Raw genomic sequence first — 15858 nt, forward strand, 5'->3', positions numbered from 1 at the left:
TATTGGGGGTTTATTTTTTTTACATATGAGCGAAAAAGAACAAAAGCAGAACCAGATCAATATTGAACTTGATGAGAAAACGGCCGAAGGTATTTATTCCAACTTGGCGATCATCAATCATTCGGTTTCTGAATTCGTAGTAGATTTCATTAGTATGATGCCTGGTGCGCCCAAGGCCAAGGTGAAAAGCCGTATTGTGCTTACACCCCAACACGCCAAGAAGTTCTTGAAGGCATTGAACGACAACGTGAAGCGTTTTGAGAGCGCCCACGGAACGATTAAAGATTATGAGCAACCTCCTATCCCGATGAATTTCGGTCCCACAGGGGAAGCTTAATTGCATAAAAAAATGCCCTCTACTTGTAGAGGGCATTTTTTTGTTCGGTATTTTTCTTAATCGAATTCGGAGACAAAATGTAATTTTACGCTTGGGTATTTCTGCTGTGTCATCTGCAATGAGAATTGAGAGTCGGCCAAGAATACCAATTGACCACGCTTGTCTTTCGCCAAAAATTTCTGTTTTACCCTTTTGAATTCCTTGTACTCATCGTTTTTTGGGTCTTCGGCCTGTACCCAACAGGCTTTGTAAACGGGGAAGTTTTCATAGGTGCACTTTGCCCCATATTCGTGTTCGAGACGGTATTGGATTACTTCGAACTGTAGGGCGCCAACGGTGCCGATAACGCGTCTTCCGTTTAGTTCTAAGGTAAACAATTGAGCCACACCTTCATCCATCAGCTGGTCGATACCCTTGTAAAGCTGTTTTGACTTCATGGGGTCGGCATTGTTGATATACCTAAAGTGTTCAGGGGAAAAACTAGGAATCCCCTTGTAGTGGAGGGCTTCCCCTTCGGTTAGGGTATCGCCGATCTTAAAGTTGCCCGTATCGTGTAGCCCTACGATGTCGCCGGGATAGGATATGTCGACAATCTCTTTTTTCTCGGCAAAAAAGGCATTTGGGCTCGAAAACTTCATTTTTTTCCCGTTTCTAACATGTAGATAGGGTTTGTTTCGCTCAAAAGTGCCCGATACGATTTTTATAAAGGCCAAACGGTCCCTGTGCTTGGGATCCATGTTGGCATGTATCTTGAATACAAAACCCGACATTTCCTTTTCATTGGCCTCAACCAGTCTTTCTTCCGCTTTTTTGGCGCGTGGGGAAGGGGCAATTTCAATAAAACAGTCCAATAACTCACGAACCCCGAAATTGTTCAAAGCCGAACCGAAGAAAACCGGTTGTTGCTGACCTTTTAGATAACTTTCTTTATCGAAAGGGGGGTAAACGCCATTGACCAAATCTAGGTTGTCGCGCAATTCCTCGGCGGCCTTGTTGCCGATAATGCTTTCTAGTTCGGTACTTTCCAAAGAATCAAAGGCGATGGTTTCTTCAATATTCTTCTTACTGTCACCACTAAAGAGGTTGATATTCTTCTCGTAAATATTATATATACCTTTAAAATCATAACCCATACCGATCGGAAAACTCAAAGGGGTCACAGATAGGCCAAGCTTTTGTTCCAGGTCGTCAAGCAGATCGAAAGCATCTTTACCTTCCCTGTCCAATTTGTTGATGAATACGATCATCGGTATGTTGCGCATACGGCATACCTGTACCAGTTTTTCGGTTTGTTCCTCAACCCCTTTGGCAACATCGACTACAACGATGACGCTATCTACGGCAGTCAGGGTTCTAAATGTATCCTCGGCAAAATCTTTGTGACCGGGCGTATCGAGTATGTTTATTTTTTTGTCCTTATATATAAAGGCGAGTACGGACGTAGCAACGGAAATACCTCTTTGGCGTTCTATTTCCATAAAGTCACTGGTGGCCGTTTTCTTTATTTTATTGTTTTTAACGGCACCTGCCTCTTGAATGGCCCCTCCGAACAACAGCAGTTTTTCGGTTAATGTGGTCTTACCGGCATCAGGGTGGGATATGATCCCGAAAGTTCTACGCCGTTGGATTTGTTCTTTGAAACTCATGAAGAAAATTTGTGCAAAAATACATTAAATTATAGTTTATCTAGAGGGGAACGCTGCTTAAAAACAAAGTCCTTCTTTTTGATGTGGAGTTTGTTGCATCAATATTTTACGGACATATTTTGGTGTGTCGACCAACTACGGAAAAATTCGATATGCTGTTATTGACGTTTGATTTCTAGCGTGTTTCGTCGGAGTCTAAGTTCGTCAAACTGATTTGATGTGCTCGCTTCACCGAATATATAGGTCTTTAGCGGATAAATCATAATTTCTGGAATCAAAAGAATTTGGAGATCTAAATATTAGATATATCTTGCGTCAATATTGAAGTATCCCAACTTCTTACTACATACGCTTTATAACCTACAGGCCATGGTGATTAGTTTAATAAAACTAAACATTTATGGAAAACTTTACCCTATTAAATTTTAAGAACGGTGCTTTTAAGGCCGTCACCTATACCTTCGCCCTCGCTATTTTGGGTGTGGGATCTTCTTTTGCCAGCAATGGTCCTATAGAGGGAGCCAATGGCAAAGAAGCTCAAAAAATAAAGTCCACTCTCGTGCTGGAAAACAGTCTTACAGGGTGTGTCGAAGAAAATCCTGAAGAAATCAAGGCTAGTGATTTTGGTTTTGCCAATGGCGTAACCGATGGGAGCCTATCTGCAACGAACGTTGATTTAAGTGCTAAGTGGGGGCTTCCCGTTGGTAGTGTTTTGGTAAGCGTTACCGGGGCAAGTACTAAAAATACAGGCGGGCTGTTTGAGGTGAACCAAGGCCTTCCGGTTACCTTTTCCTTTTCGGGTACCGTACCTGTACAACTGATAGCGGAGCATTCAGCTAGAGTCGATGCAAACCACAGGGATGGTATCGTTGCTCTTGATAACACTACATATGTACAGACAACGGCGCTTCCCGCAGGAATCATTTCTAGTAATGAAACCAATGATTACTTTGTAGAAAATACAACAGTTTCGCCTATAACAGGTCCTGATCGTTTTGTTTGGGTATCTCAAGGCGTGGCTGATGAAATCCAATTCTATACAACTTCCGATTTTCCAATAAACGGAATCCGCTTAACTGCAATTCCGATGGTATGTCCTGATACCGATGGTGATGGCGTGCCGGATTCTACCGATTTGGATGATGATAACGATGGTATTTTAGATACTGTGGAAGACCCTAATACCGATGGTGATAAGGATCCTTTGACCAATCCTTTGGATACGGATGGTGACGGCATACCTAACCATTTGGATATCGACTCTGACGATGATGGTATTCCTGATAACGTAGAGGCCCAGACCACTGATGGTTATATTGCACCGAATAATGACGATCAAGCGACCTACATGGCCAATGATGGGGTAAATTCGGCCTATATCGGAGGGTTAACACCGGTAAATACCGATGGGGCTGATACTGAAGATTACATAGACCTTGACAGTGATAACGATAGTGTTCCCGACAACAACGAGGGTAACGATTTCAATTTCGATGGTATTCCTGATCTGACCTATACCGGTAACGATGCCGATGGCGACGGATTGGATGACGGTTACGAAGGAAGCGATATCAACGATGGCTTTGATGTCAACGATGAAATTGACGATCCTGCAAATGACCTTCCCGATACCGATGGTACCGAAGATGTAAATTACCGTGATTTAGACGATGACGGTGACGGCATCGATACTCCCGATGAAGATATCGATGAAAATGGTGACCCGACCAATGACGATACCGATAATGACGGTACGCCAAATTACTTGGATCCTACCGATACCGATGGTGATGGTGTACCTGATTCTACCGATTTAGACGATGATAACGACGGTATTTTAGATACAGTGGAAGATCCTAACACCGATGGTGATAACGATCCTTTAACCAATCCTTTGGATACGGATGGTGATGGCATACCTAACCATTTAGATATCGACTCTGACGATGATGGTATTCCTGATAACGTAGAGGCTCAGACCACTGACGGTTATATCGCACCGAACGATGACGATGCGGCAACTTATGAGACCAATGACGGATTGAACTCGGCCTATCCTGACGGGTTAACACCTGTGAACACCGATGGGGCTGATACTGAAGATTACATAGACCTTGACAGTGATAACGATAGTGTTCCCGATAACAACGAGGGTAACGATTTCAATTTCGATGGTATTCCTGATCAGACCTATACCGGTAACGATGCCGATGGTGACGGATTGGATGATGGTTACGAGGGAAGCGATATCAACGATGGCTTCGATGTGAATGACGAAATTGACGATCCTGCAAATGACCTTCCCGATACCGATGGTACCGAAGACGTAAATTACCGTGATTTAGACGATGACGGTGACGGCATCGATACTCCCGATGAAGATGTGGATCAAGACGGTGACCCTACCAATGACGATAGTAATGGAAACGGTACGCCAAATTATTTAGATCCTACCGATAATATTCCGAATCCTGACGATACCGATACCGATGGTGACGGAGTGCCGGATAGGGTAGACTTAGATGACGATAATGACGGTATATTGGATACTGTAGAAGATCCAAACACCGATGGTGATAACGATCCTTTGACCAATCCTTTGGATACGGATGGTGACGGTATACCTAACCATTTGGATATCGACTCTGACGATGATGGTATTCCTGATAACGTAGAGGCCCAGACCACTGACGGTTATATCGCACCGAACGAAGACGATGCGGCAACCTACGAAGCCAATGACGGATTGAACTCGGCTTATCCTGATGGATTGATACCGGTAAATACCGATGGGGCAGATACGGAAGATTATATTGACCTAGATAGTGATAATGATTTGGTGTTCGATAATAATGAAGGGAACGACTTCAACTTTGATGGTATCCCTGACCAATCGTACACAGGTATTGACACGGATGGAGATGGTCTTGATGATGGTTACGAAGGAAGTGATGTCAACGATGGCTTTGATGTCAACGATGAAATCGACGATCCGGCAAACGACCTACCGGATACCGATGGTACCGAAGACGTGAATTACCGTGATATTGATGATGATGGAGACGGTATCGATACGCCTGACGAAGATGGAAATGGAAACGGTAATCCTACAGACGATGATCTTGATAGTGATGGAATCCCTTCATATCTTGACCCGGAGGAGGATACCGATATTGTAGTGATGCAAATGGTGACGCCTAACGGGGATGGTAAAAATGAATTCTTGTGGATTGAAAATGTCGATAAGGCATTGAACAATAGCCTTAAGATATTTAACCGATGGGGAGTGGCAGTTTACGAAGGGGAAGATTACAATAACCAGAACAATGTTTTTGACGGTAGGTCAAAAGGAAGATCCACTATAAGTGGCGCAGACTATCTACCTGCCGGTGTATATTTCTATATCTTTAAGTACTCCACTGTAAACAAGCAGAATATAACTGATAGTGGTTATATTTATATCAGTAAATAATCTATAAAGTAGGCATGATTATAAAAAACAAGCTACTAGCGGCCCTATTCCTGGTGTTGGTCTATTGTCAAACGGCTTCCGCCCAACAAGATGCCCAATACACTCAGTACATGTTCAATACGATGAGCGTTAACCCAGCCTACGCGGGCTCTAGGGGACAGCTCAGCATCGCGGGCCTTTACAGGTCACAGTGGGTAGGTTTAGACGGTTCGCCCGAAACCTTTACCGTTAACCTGCATTCTCCCATTCGAAATAGTAATGTGGGATACGGCCTGTCGGTAGTAAACGACAAAATAGGGGAAGGAACCGTTCAGGAAACGTATATAGACGGATTGATTTCTTATTCAATCGATGTTTCCCTTAAAGGAAAACTGTCTTTTGGTCTAAAATTGGGGGGTAACATCCTGAACCTTGATTTTGAACAATTACGGCAGCGACCAGGTTTTGAAGAAGCCGTAGGTACGGATAATATTGAAAACAAGTTTTCCCCGAACGTAGGTTTGGGTATGTATTATCACACCAATAAGTTTTATGCCGGTCTTTCCGCGCCCAATTTATTGGAGGTAGAGCATTTCGATTCGGGCGATACCGATGCCAATCAAATCGACTTTTTGGCAAAAGACCGTGTGAACTTCTATTTGATTACCGGTTACGTATTTGATTTGAACGATAACCTTATGTTCAAACCGGCCCTTTTGACAAAGGTCGTCGGTGGTGCGCCTCTTCAGGTAGATGTGTCGGCCAACTTTCTCTTTGCGGAAAAGTTTTCGTTCGGAGCCGCTTACAGATGGGATGCCGCAGTAAGTGCCTTGGCAGGGTTTCAGATATCTGACCAAATTATGTTAGGTTTGGCCTATGATAAAGAAACAACCGATTTTGGCAGTACACAATATAACTCAGGGTCTTTTGAAATTTTTCTAAGATGGGAATTGGTGAAATCGTTTGAAAAATTGGTTTCTCCCCGTTTCTTCTAAACCTTATATCTTATGATAAAAAAAATACACATTCTATTTGTTTTGGTCTTTTTGATGGGTGTTAGCGGTTTTGCCCAAGAAAAATTAATAACCAAAGCCAATGAAAAATATGACGAGTACTCCTTTAGTCCGGCTATCGACATTTACAAAAAAGTGCTCGATCGCGGATATGTTTCGGCCGACTTATTAAAGAAACTGGGGAACTCTTACTATTACAATGCAGATTACGAAGATGCCGCCAATACCTATAAGAGGCTGGTAGATGAATATCCTGACGAAACGGGTCCTGAATATTACTTTAGGTATGCCCAAACCTTGAAGACTTTAGAAGATTACGAAACTTCAAAAGTTATAATGGCCAAGTTTCTAGAAGTCACTTCAGATGATGTTAGGGCCAATACCTACAAAAGTGAAGAAGACTATTTAAACGATATCAAGAAAAATTCCGGTAGGTACAACGTTTTGCCATTTCAATACAATTCACCTTACTCGGAGTTTGCCCCATCTTTTTATAAGAAGGGACTTATATTTTCTTCGGATAGGGACACCGGTAACTTTGCGCGCTATCGTCACACCTGGAATTCAAAAGACTTCTTAGACCTTTACAAGGTTAATGCCGATAGTACCTCTACCGGATTCGTAACCAAGTTGGGCGATCAACTTAATACGAGATTGCACGAGTCTACATCGGTAGTTACCAAAGATGGTCAAACACTTTATTTTACCCGTAACAATTACAAGGATGGTAAATATGTAAAAGATGGTAATGGAATCATTCGTCTTAAGATCTTTAAGGCGGTTATGTCTGAAGAAGGGGTTTGGTCTAATATTGAAGAACTGCCTTTTAATAGCGATGAATATTCCATAGCGCACCCTACATTGAGCGCTGATGAAAAAACTTTGTATTTTGCTTCTGATATGCCCGGCTCATATGGTGAGTCCGATATTTTTAAGGTGGCCATAAATGAAGATGGAAGTTATGGAACGCCTGAAAATCTAGGGGACGTAATCAATACAGAAGCTAGGGAAACCTTTCCTTTTGTAACCAGTAAGGATATTTTGTACTTCTCTTCCGATGGACATCCAGGACTGGGAGGGCTTGATATTTTTGCCACGAAGATAGGCAATGGAAGGTTCGATGGTACCGTAATGAATGTAGGGGAGCCCGTTAATGGCCGAATGGACGATTTTACGTTCATCTTTAACGAAGATACCCGCGAAGGTTACTTCGCTTCAAACCGCTCGGAAGGTCAAGGAGCGGATGATATTTATGCTTTCCTTGAAACTAAACCACTACTTATCGACTGTGAACAAGCTGTATCTGGGGTCGTAAGGGATAAAATATCCAATGAGCCATTGGTTGGGGCTTCTGTGAAGGTTATTGATGAAAATAACGAAGAAATTATGTCTGCCATCACCGATGCGGAAGGTAAATATAATTTGATCGTAGACTGTACCCAGGGCAATTTTGTAAGGGCAATGACCGAAGGTTATATTCCTTCCGAAGAGTACTTGGGAAAATCTGATGGGGCACCTAAAACCATCGATTTCTTCTTGGAAAGAAGCTCTATCAGTGCCGGATTTGGAGACGATTTGGCCAAGTTGTTACAACTTAGTACCATCTATTTTGACTTCGATAAGTACAATATTCGAAAAGATTCGGAAATAGAGGTGGAAAAAGTTATTGCGGCCATGGAGAAATACTCGAGTTTAAGAATCAAGGTGAACTCACATACCGATAGTAGGGGGAAAGATTCGTACAACCTATGGCTTTCCCAAAAGAGGGCAGAAGCTACGGTAAACTATATGATCAGTAAGGGAATTGCCAAAGAGCGACTGGAAGGCGAAGGTTTTGGGGAAACCAAACTCATAAACAAATGCGCCAATGGTGTAAAATGTTCCGATAAGGATCATGAACTGAACCGACGTTCCGAATTTATCATTCTCGAATAAAACAATTAAATATACCAACTGTAAAAGGCCGCTATCAAATAGCGGCCTTTTTTGATGGATATTCTTGGTTTTTTTATCATAAGGTAGTTGGTCGATAAAAGCCTTGAAGTAGCTCTATGGGCCATGTTGAAAATCGATAGACACTGTAAAACGGGCCTCACGTGTTACCAATTCTTCACTTCACAACAATTTTGGTAGTAGCGGGCCAGATACCGGTATATTTGTTTGATTATTGGGTTGATTCGATTCTTTTTGGATGGTTTTGACCCTTTACGGATATATTAAATGTTCCATAAAAACATAAGCTACTTTTATATTTTTATTGCGATGCTGTTCTCGTTACAGCTGTTCGCGCAAGAAACTTATAGGGACAATTTCAGCAGTGTTTCTTACGCCAATAACAATGGTAGTTCCAACTTTAGTACCAATTGGATCGAAACAGGGGACACGAATGGTGGACCGGTAAGCGAGTATATACGAATAAGTAGTAACCGGCTCGAGCTTTATTATCTATGGTCGGAAACCATACGTCGATCGGCCAACTTAAATGGCGCGGCAACGGCAACCCTAAGTTTCACTTATAGGGCCATAAGCCTTACGGGAGGCACGGCACTGGGCGTAGAGGTTTCCAATAATGGCGGGGCGTCTTATACAAGAGTAGGTACGATTAGTGGGAATAATACTTCGGGAACCTTCAGTCGAGATATTTCAAGCTATATTTCGGCGACCACAACCATTCGATTGGCAAAATCCGGAGTGAATTGGAATCAAAGCGACTATGCCCTTATTGATAATTTTCTGATTACGGCCACTTTTCCGCCACCATTACCGGTAATTGAAATAGATGATATTACGGTAGATGAAGATGCCGGTAATGCTACTTTTACTGTTAGACATACGGGGGCAAATGCCACGGCACCTTATACTTTAAATTATCAAACCGTAAATGGTTCCGCTAACGACGGTAGCGACTACTCCTCTAGAACAGGTGTTTTGAACTTTAATGGATCTACAGGTGATACCGAAACCATAACTGTTCCTATTCTTGATGATGGAATTATGGAGAATCCCGAAAATTTTACGGTGGAATTTACCTTGTCATCCGATTCCCAGATAGATATTAGCGATACGGCTACGGCTACTATTATAGACGATGACGCCTTAATTATGACCAATGGGGGTAGTGCTACCACATGTAGTGATACTTTTTTTGATCCGGGCGGACTTTCAAATTACGGCAATAACCAAGATATGACGTATACTATATGTCCGGATACGGCCGATACGTACATTAATATCAACTTTTCCAGTTTTGAAATCGTTTCCGGTGATGTTCTTTATATTTATGAAGGTTCGAATACGAGTGGAACGCTAATAGGGCAGTACGATAGTGCTAACGTTCCTACGAGTATTAACTCTTCCCATTCATCAGGATGCTTAACTTTTAGGTTTGTTTCCAATGGAAGTAATACTGGAGCCGGTTGGGAAGCTGAAATCAATTGTTTTCCTGACGGACCGATTATTGTAATTGACGATATTACTTTTGATGAAGATGTAGGTAATGCCGTATTTACGGTAAGGTCCACACGAGCGGCCCATGGAAGAAATATTTTCTTGTTTGGATTCGTGGAAGTTCCTTTTACGGTCGATTTTAGGACCGTGGACGGACTTGCATTGGCAGGAAGCGATTATACCGCAACCTCTGGTACATTGACTTTTACGGGAGAGCTGAACAATATTCAGACCATATCGGTGCCTATAGCCAATGATGGTGTACCCGAATATGCCGAGGATTTTGATATAGAGTTTACCGGAGCGAATGCTCAGTATGCCGTAGTGAACTATAATGAAAAAGGGAAAGGTACTATAAACTCACAAATCTTGGCAAATGACCCTTTGACCTTGTTTCAAGAATTTGATGGGTATTACGATTATACCACCACGGGAGGTACGTTGCGTACCAGTCCTAATGGGGCTAGTCCTTGTGCGGTTACTACATCGTCGTCAAATAGCTTGGTATCCCCGGTACCGGCAACGGCGTCTGTAGAACGGGCCTATTTGTATTGGTCGCACTCCAGTACGGTGCGGGATTCCGATGTAATCTTTGAAGGACAGAATGTATCGGCTAATTTTTTGTATCAAACTTCGTTGGGTAACAGAAACTTTTTTGGGTATGTAAGTGATGTAACCGCAATAGTTAAGGGGGTATCTAATTTATCGGGCAACGTTTTCGATTTTAGTGGTCTTACCATTAATAATACCGGGGAATATTGTACTACAAGTACGGTGCTAGGAGGCTGGGCGCTAATGGTGTTTTATGAAGACCGCTCCTTGCCGGCCGTAAACATTAACTTGTATCAGGGTTTTGACGGATTAAGTAATGACGGTAACTCATTTACCTTAGATTCGTTTTATGCCATTTATGGCACTGGAGCTAAAGCTTCTTTCTTATCATGGGAAGGTGATCCAGACCTTAATGGTTCAAGTTCGGGTTCTACTAACCCCGAAGAACTGTCCATTACCAACCAGCGTAACCAAAACTTTATACTTACGGGCGATGGTGGCCAAACCGGAAATAACTCTTATAATTCTACAATTTACGATAATACTGTAGGTCCGCCCGTTTATAATAACGCCAGTACCTATGGTGTAGATTTAGATACTTATGATATTTCGTCATTTATTCAAACTGCGGATAGTGAGGTAACGGCCAACGTAGACGTAGGTCAAGATTTTGTTATTTCCGCAGCAGTAGTCTTAAAAGTTCCATCGAATTTGATTGCAGGACGTGTTTTTGAGGATGTTAATTATCCTGGAGGTCCGGGGCGAAACCAAATGACTTCGGGTGGGATAGGAATTTCGGGGGCAATCGTAGAACTCTTTGACGCTTCAGGCAATTTCATCCAAAGAAAAAATACCGAGGCGAACGGAAATTACTCGTTTGGGGGGATGGCCGATGGAGACTATTTTGTAAAGGTGGTTAGTTCGACCGTAAGGTCCACCAGGGACAATGGAGCCAATTGCTCGAATTGTTATCCGGTACAGACTTATAGGAACGAAGTTGTTTCTGGTAGTATTGTAGATGTCATCAATGAGGTTGGTGGGGCTGACCCAACAGCTGGGCAAGATGTATCGCTAGGTGTTTTTAATAACGCACAGAGTATATCACCGGTTGAGGTGGCGGGTAATGGTGTCGTGGGAATCGATTTCGGCTTCAACTTCAATACCATTGTGAATACCAATGAAACTGGACAAGGTTCATTGACCCAATTTATTAAGAATTCCAATGGCATAGGTGAGGTAGGCTTAGATATTGAAGCCAATGGCCTATTTGATCCGGGTGCTGGTGAAGACACCTCAATTTTTATGATACCCGCTACCGGTGATCCCTTGGGCAGACCGGCCGATACCAATTTTGCTAACGGATATTTCAATATTACCATGTCAAATCCCAATGAATTTCCTGTGGTGTCCGGTACAAATACGGTTATCGATGGTCGTACGCAAACGGCGTATTCGGGAAATACAAATACAGGGACCGTAGGTTCCGGGGGAACAGGGGTAGGCGTGTCAAATACCATTTTACCCGATTTCGATAGACCTGAAATTGAACTTTATAGTGCCAGTGGTGATGTCCTTCAATTAAACGGCACCAATGTGGAGGTACGTAATATTGCCGTTCGTGCGGGTAATAATGCCGGAGTAAAGGTCGAAGGTGGTTCGGCTACCGTATCGCATAATTTATTAGGGGTCAACGCTCTTGGTAATGCATCGGGTAACATCGATTATGGAGTCGAAGTAACGGGAGGTATAACGACCATAGAAGGGAACTACATCGCAAGAAACACGAATGAAGGTGTATGGGTCAACGGAGGCACGTCTACCGTTATTCAGAACAACCATATAACCGATAACGGAAGCAATGCGTGTTTTGATAATATAAAAGTTAGTGGGGGATCGGGTATTTTGATCCAACAGAATTTAATAGATAGGGCGGCTTCCTTAGGAATTGATGGCGAAGGAATTTCGGGTGGACTCACGATTACGGAAAATACAATAGTAAATTCAGGCCAAGACGGGGGTAAGTGTACCGGAGATGATGCCAATGCGGGCATTCGTCTCGATGGAAGCAATTCTACCCTGACCCAGAATATAATCGCTTCAAATGGAGGCGCCGGTGTTGTTCTTGGAGGAGGGAATACCTCGGGTAATCTAATTTCTAGAAACGCCATTTACACGAACGGAACGGCCGGTCCGGCATTAGGTATCGATTTAGATGCATCCGACAGCATGGGAGATGGGGTTACCATTAACGATTCAGGTGATACCGATAATGGTCCTAACGGACTTCTCAATTTTCCGATAATCACTGGGGCTTATCTTTCAGGAACCAACCTTATCATTGAAGGGTGGTCAAGGCCAGGGGCAACCGTAGAACTGTTTGCAACCGACATCAATGAGGGTTCCGCCGCCATTGGTGATAATAAGTTGGGAATGGCATACGATTACGGTGAAGGACAAATATATCTCGCCACTATGGTCGAAGGTGGCCCGATGGACACTGATTCGCAGGTTACGACCTACACCGATGATGACAATAATACCGATAACACCAATAAGTTTAAGTTCAGTATCCCTGCTCCGTCGGGTATTAGCCTAGGTAAATCGGTAACTACAACGGCTACCTTGGCCAATGCTACTTCTGAATTCTCTCCCCTAAGCATTATTAAAGCGTATACCGTAATTACAAATCGTAGAATTACCTACCGTGTAAAGAAGAATTAACAGCTTGTTCTCGCTTCCGGTTTTACCTCGATATAGGGATGGGTTTTTCATCTTTCAAAGTTGTTTTTCGATACTTTTTTGCGCCTTCTTTAGTGGTCAAAAAAAGATGCAAATACGAACTATTTGATTCATTTTTAAGATTTATAGACCTTTGTAATACAGCGATATAATTGAACTTATCGACGAGTGGCACAGAAAATATATTTATCGAAACCTCATTTTTTCCTACGTATACATTAGTAATTAACACTTATACAACAATTATTTTCAGTTGGTAGCACTAAGGTTAATTTTGTAAACTGTAATTGGATCATTTTCAATAGGATTGGTTCAATTCACCCCAAAAACTGAATAGCTTAACCAAATAAGACAATAGGTTTTATCTCAAAAACCGAGTGGCATTTAGGATGTATCCACATCCTCTTCACTATACCAAAATGCACATAAAACGTGCAATGTCCGGAAAGGTGTTCAGCTTTGATTTTTTTGAAAAAGAAACAGTTCACTATGTCTGTTAATAGCTCGCATAGTAATTACAAAAAGTATTGGACGATACGATATTAAGCAAAGTGATGGTCATGAAAAAAATAAGTATAATCCTCGTTTTTTTAATCTCCGGATTAACATTTGCACAGACTACGGTCAATTTAGAAGACCAATGTAACTGTGAGGTGTTAAGCGGTGTCGATGTTACTGCACCGGGAGTAGCTACTCCTGCAGGAGCCGATCTCGGGGATATTTATGTGAATACCGATACCGGTACAATTTATTTCTGGGATGGCGATTCTTGGGAATTGACATCATCTGATGACCAACAGCTTCAGAGTTTTACTTTTGATAATGGAACAGGAGTACTGTCGCTAACCCTTGAAAACGGAGGTACGGCAACGGTGACTTTGCCTGTTGAGACTATTACGACCTTATCGGGAACGGCACCCACGGGGAATGCCATAGGTGTTTACGAGAATGAGAATGGCGATATAGTAACAATTAACGAAACCATAACGGCTATAAGCGATGCGGGTGATGGCAATGTAACTTTTACAAACGAATCTGGAGCAACGGTAACAGTCGCCAAGTCGGATATCACGGATCTGGGAGGTGGGGTTTATAGGTTTACCAATGGCGACGGAACGGATGTGGATATCAACACGAACGGCATTGCCATAACCGATGTTATCGCCGGTAATCTGATCGCCACGGTAACGGAGGCCGATGGTACTACCACGGAAATCGATGAAACGGTTACGGATATCACGGGAACATCGACTACAGGAAATGAAATAGGTATTTACGAAAAGGAGGACGGTACTACGGTTTCGATCCAAGAGAGCATTGTAAGTATCGAGGATAATAATGACGGGAACATCACTTTGGTCGATGAGACGGGAACCGATGTAACAGTCGCCAAGTCGGATATCACGGATCTGGGAGGTGGGGTTTATAGGTTTACCAATGGCGACGGAACGGATGTGGATATCAACACGAACGGCATTGCCATAACCGATGTTATCGCCGGTAATCTGATCGCCACGGTAACGGAGGCCGATGGTACTACCACGGAAATCGATGAAACGGTTACGGATATTACGGGAACATCGACTACAGGAAATGAAATAGGTATTTACGAAAAGGAGGACGGTACTACGGTTTCGATCCAAGAGAGCATTGTAAGTATCGAGGATAATAATGACGGGAACATCACTTTGGTCGATGAGACCGGAACCGATGTAACAGTCGCCAAGTCGGATATCACGGATCTGGGAGGTGGGGTTTATAGGTTTACCAATGGAGACGGAACGGATGTAGATATCAATACGAACGGCATTGCCATAACCGATGTTATCGCCGGTAATCTGATCGCCACGGTAACGGAGGCCGATGGTACTACCACGGAAATCGATGAAACGATTACTACTTTATCCACTGCAGATAACGTAAATTATGTGTATTCATCCGAAAACGGAACTACTACAAGTTTTGATGGAACCGATGATCAAGAAGCGACCGAGGTGAACTTAACAACACCTTTGGATGTTGACGGTGATAGTGTAGACGAAAATACGGTAGAAGAGGCTATTATTGATTTGGCAGCCAATGCTAGCGATAACCAGAATTTGACCGGAGCCACTTTAAGTGGAACCAATCAATTACAGATCGAGATTGAAAGAGGGAGTTCAACAAGTGTTGATTTATCATCGCTCGTAGAAACCGTAATCGCCGGAACAGGTGCGATTTCAGTATCGGATGATGGCGATGGAAACTATACGGTAAATTCAACAGATCTTGATGAGGATGCCACTAACGAACTTACTTTGTTGGGCAATGGAGCTCCGTCCGTAACACCTAGTAATAGTGGGGTTACTTATGTAGACGAAGTTGCGGGACAATTATATGTTTATGACGGAAGTACATGGAATGCCGTAGGTGGAAATGCGAGTCCTGATTTAGATGGGGACCCCAATAACGAGATCCAAGATTTAGAGGACGTAATAGGTGAGGACCCAAGTGCGGGTAACCAGGCCATCACCAACTTGGCCGATCCAAGCAATCCACAGGACGCGGCCACTAAGGCCTATGTCGATGCCTTGGATACCGATGATGCGGATGCCGACCCGAATAACGAGATCCAGGATGCCGCTGAAGTAGCCCTGGGAACTCCATTTGATGTTGACGGGGATAGTGTAAACG

Annotated in this window: 7 protein-coding genes; 6 read left to right on the forward strand and 1 reads right to left on the reverse strand. The window is 43.0% G+C overall.

Annotated elements, in window-relative coordinates:
* Positions 1–25: 25 nt before the first annotated feature.
* Complete coding sequence (locus tag BW980_RS17595; protein ID WP_013992025.1) at positions 26–337, forward strand: DUF3467 domain-containing protein; 312 nt, start codon at positions 26–28, stop codon at positions 335–337.
* Between the two features lie 56 nt (positions 338–393).
* Here the strand turns inward: BW980_RS17595 and BW980_RS17600 are convergent, their stop codons facing one another.
* The gene (locus BW980_RS17600; RefSeq protein ID WP_076456475.1) at positions 394–1983 is read right to left on the reverse strand and encodes a peptide chain release factor 3; all 1590 of its coding nucleotides are present in this window, start codon (positions 1981–1983) and stop codon (positions 394–396) included.
* A 400-nt stretch (positions 1984–2383) separates the two neighbouring features.
* Here BW980_RS17600 and BW980_RS17605 point away from each other — a divergent pair, with 400 nt between their 5' ends.
* From BW980_RS17605 to BW980_RS17625, 5 genes are all read left to right on the forward strand, one after another.
* Positions 2384–5455, forward strand: coding sequence for a T9SS type B sorting domain-containing protein (locus BW980_RS17605; RefSeq protein WP_083690520.1), 3072 nt, complete (start codon positions 2384–2386; stop codon positions 5453–5455).
* A 14-nt stretch (positions 5456–5469) separates the two neighbouring features.
* Positions 5470–6429 carry a PorP/SprF family type IX secretion system membrane protein gene (locus BW980_RS17610; RefSeq protein ID WP_076456476.1) on the forward strand — a complete coding sequence of 320 codons (960 nt, stop codon included), beginning with the start codon at positions 5470–5472 and terminating at the stop codon, positions 6427–6429.
* A 12-nt stretch (positions 6430–6441) separates the two neighbouring features.
* Complete coding sequence (locus BW980_RS17615; protein ID WP_076456477.1) at positions 6442–8382, forward strand: OmpA family protein; 1941 nt, start codon at positions 6442–6444, stop codon at positions 8380–8382.
* Positions 8383–8709: 327 nt separating this feature from the next.
* A complete protein-coding gene (locus tag BW980_RS17620) occupies positions 8710–13167 on the forward strand; it encodes a Calx-beta domain-containing protein (protein WP_245800095.1) in 4458 nt (1485 codons plus the stop codon).
* Positions 13168–13745: 578 nt separating this feature from the next.
* A partial coding sequence (locus tag BW980_RS17625; RefSeq protein WP_139327723.1) for a beta strand repeat-containing protein occupies positions 13746–15858 on the forward strand: 2113 nt, incomplete at its 3' end.

The sequence above is a fragment of the Zobellia uliginosa genome (assembly GCF_900156625.1).
Taxonomy (GTDB): domain Bacteria; phylum Bacteroidota; class Bacteroidia; order Flavobacteriales; family Flavobacteriaceae; genus Zobellia; species Zobellia uliginosa.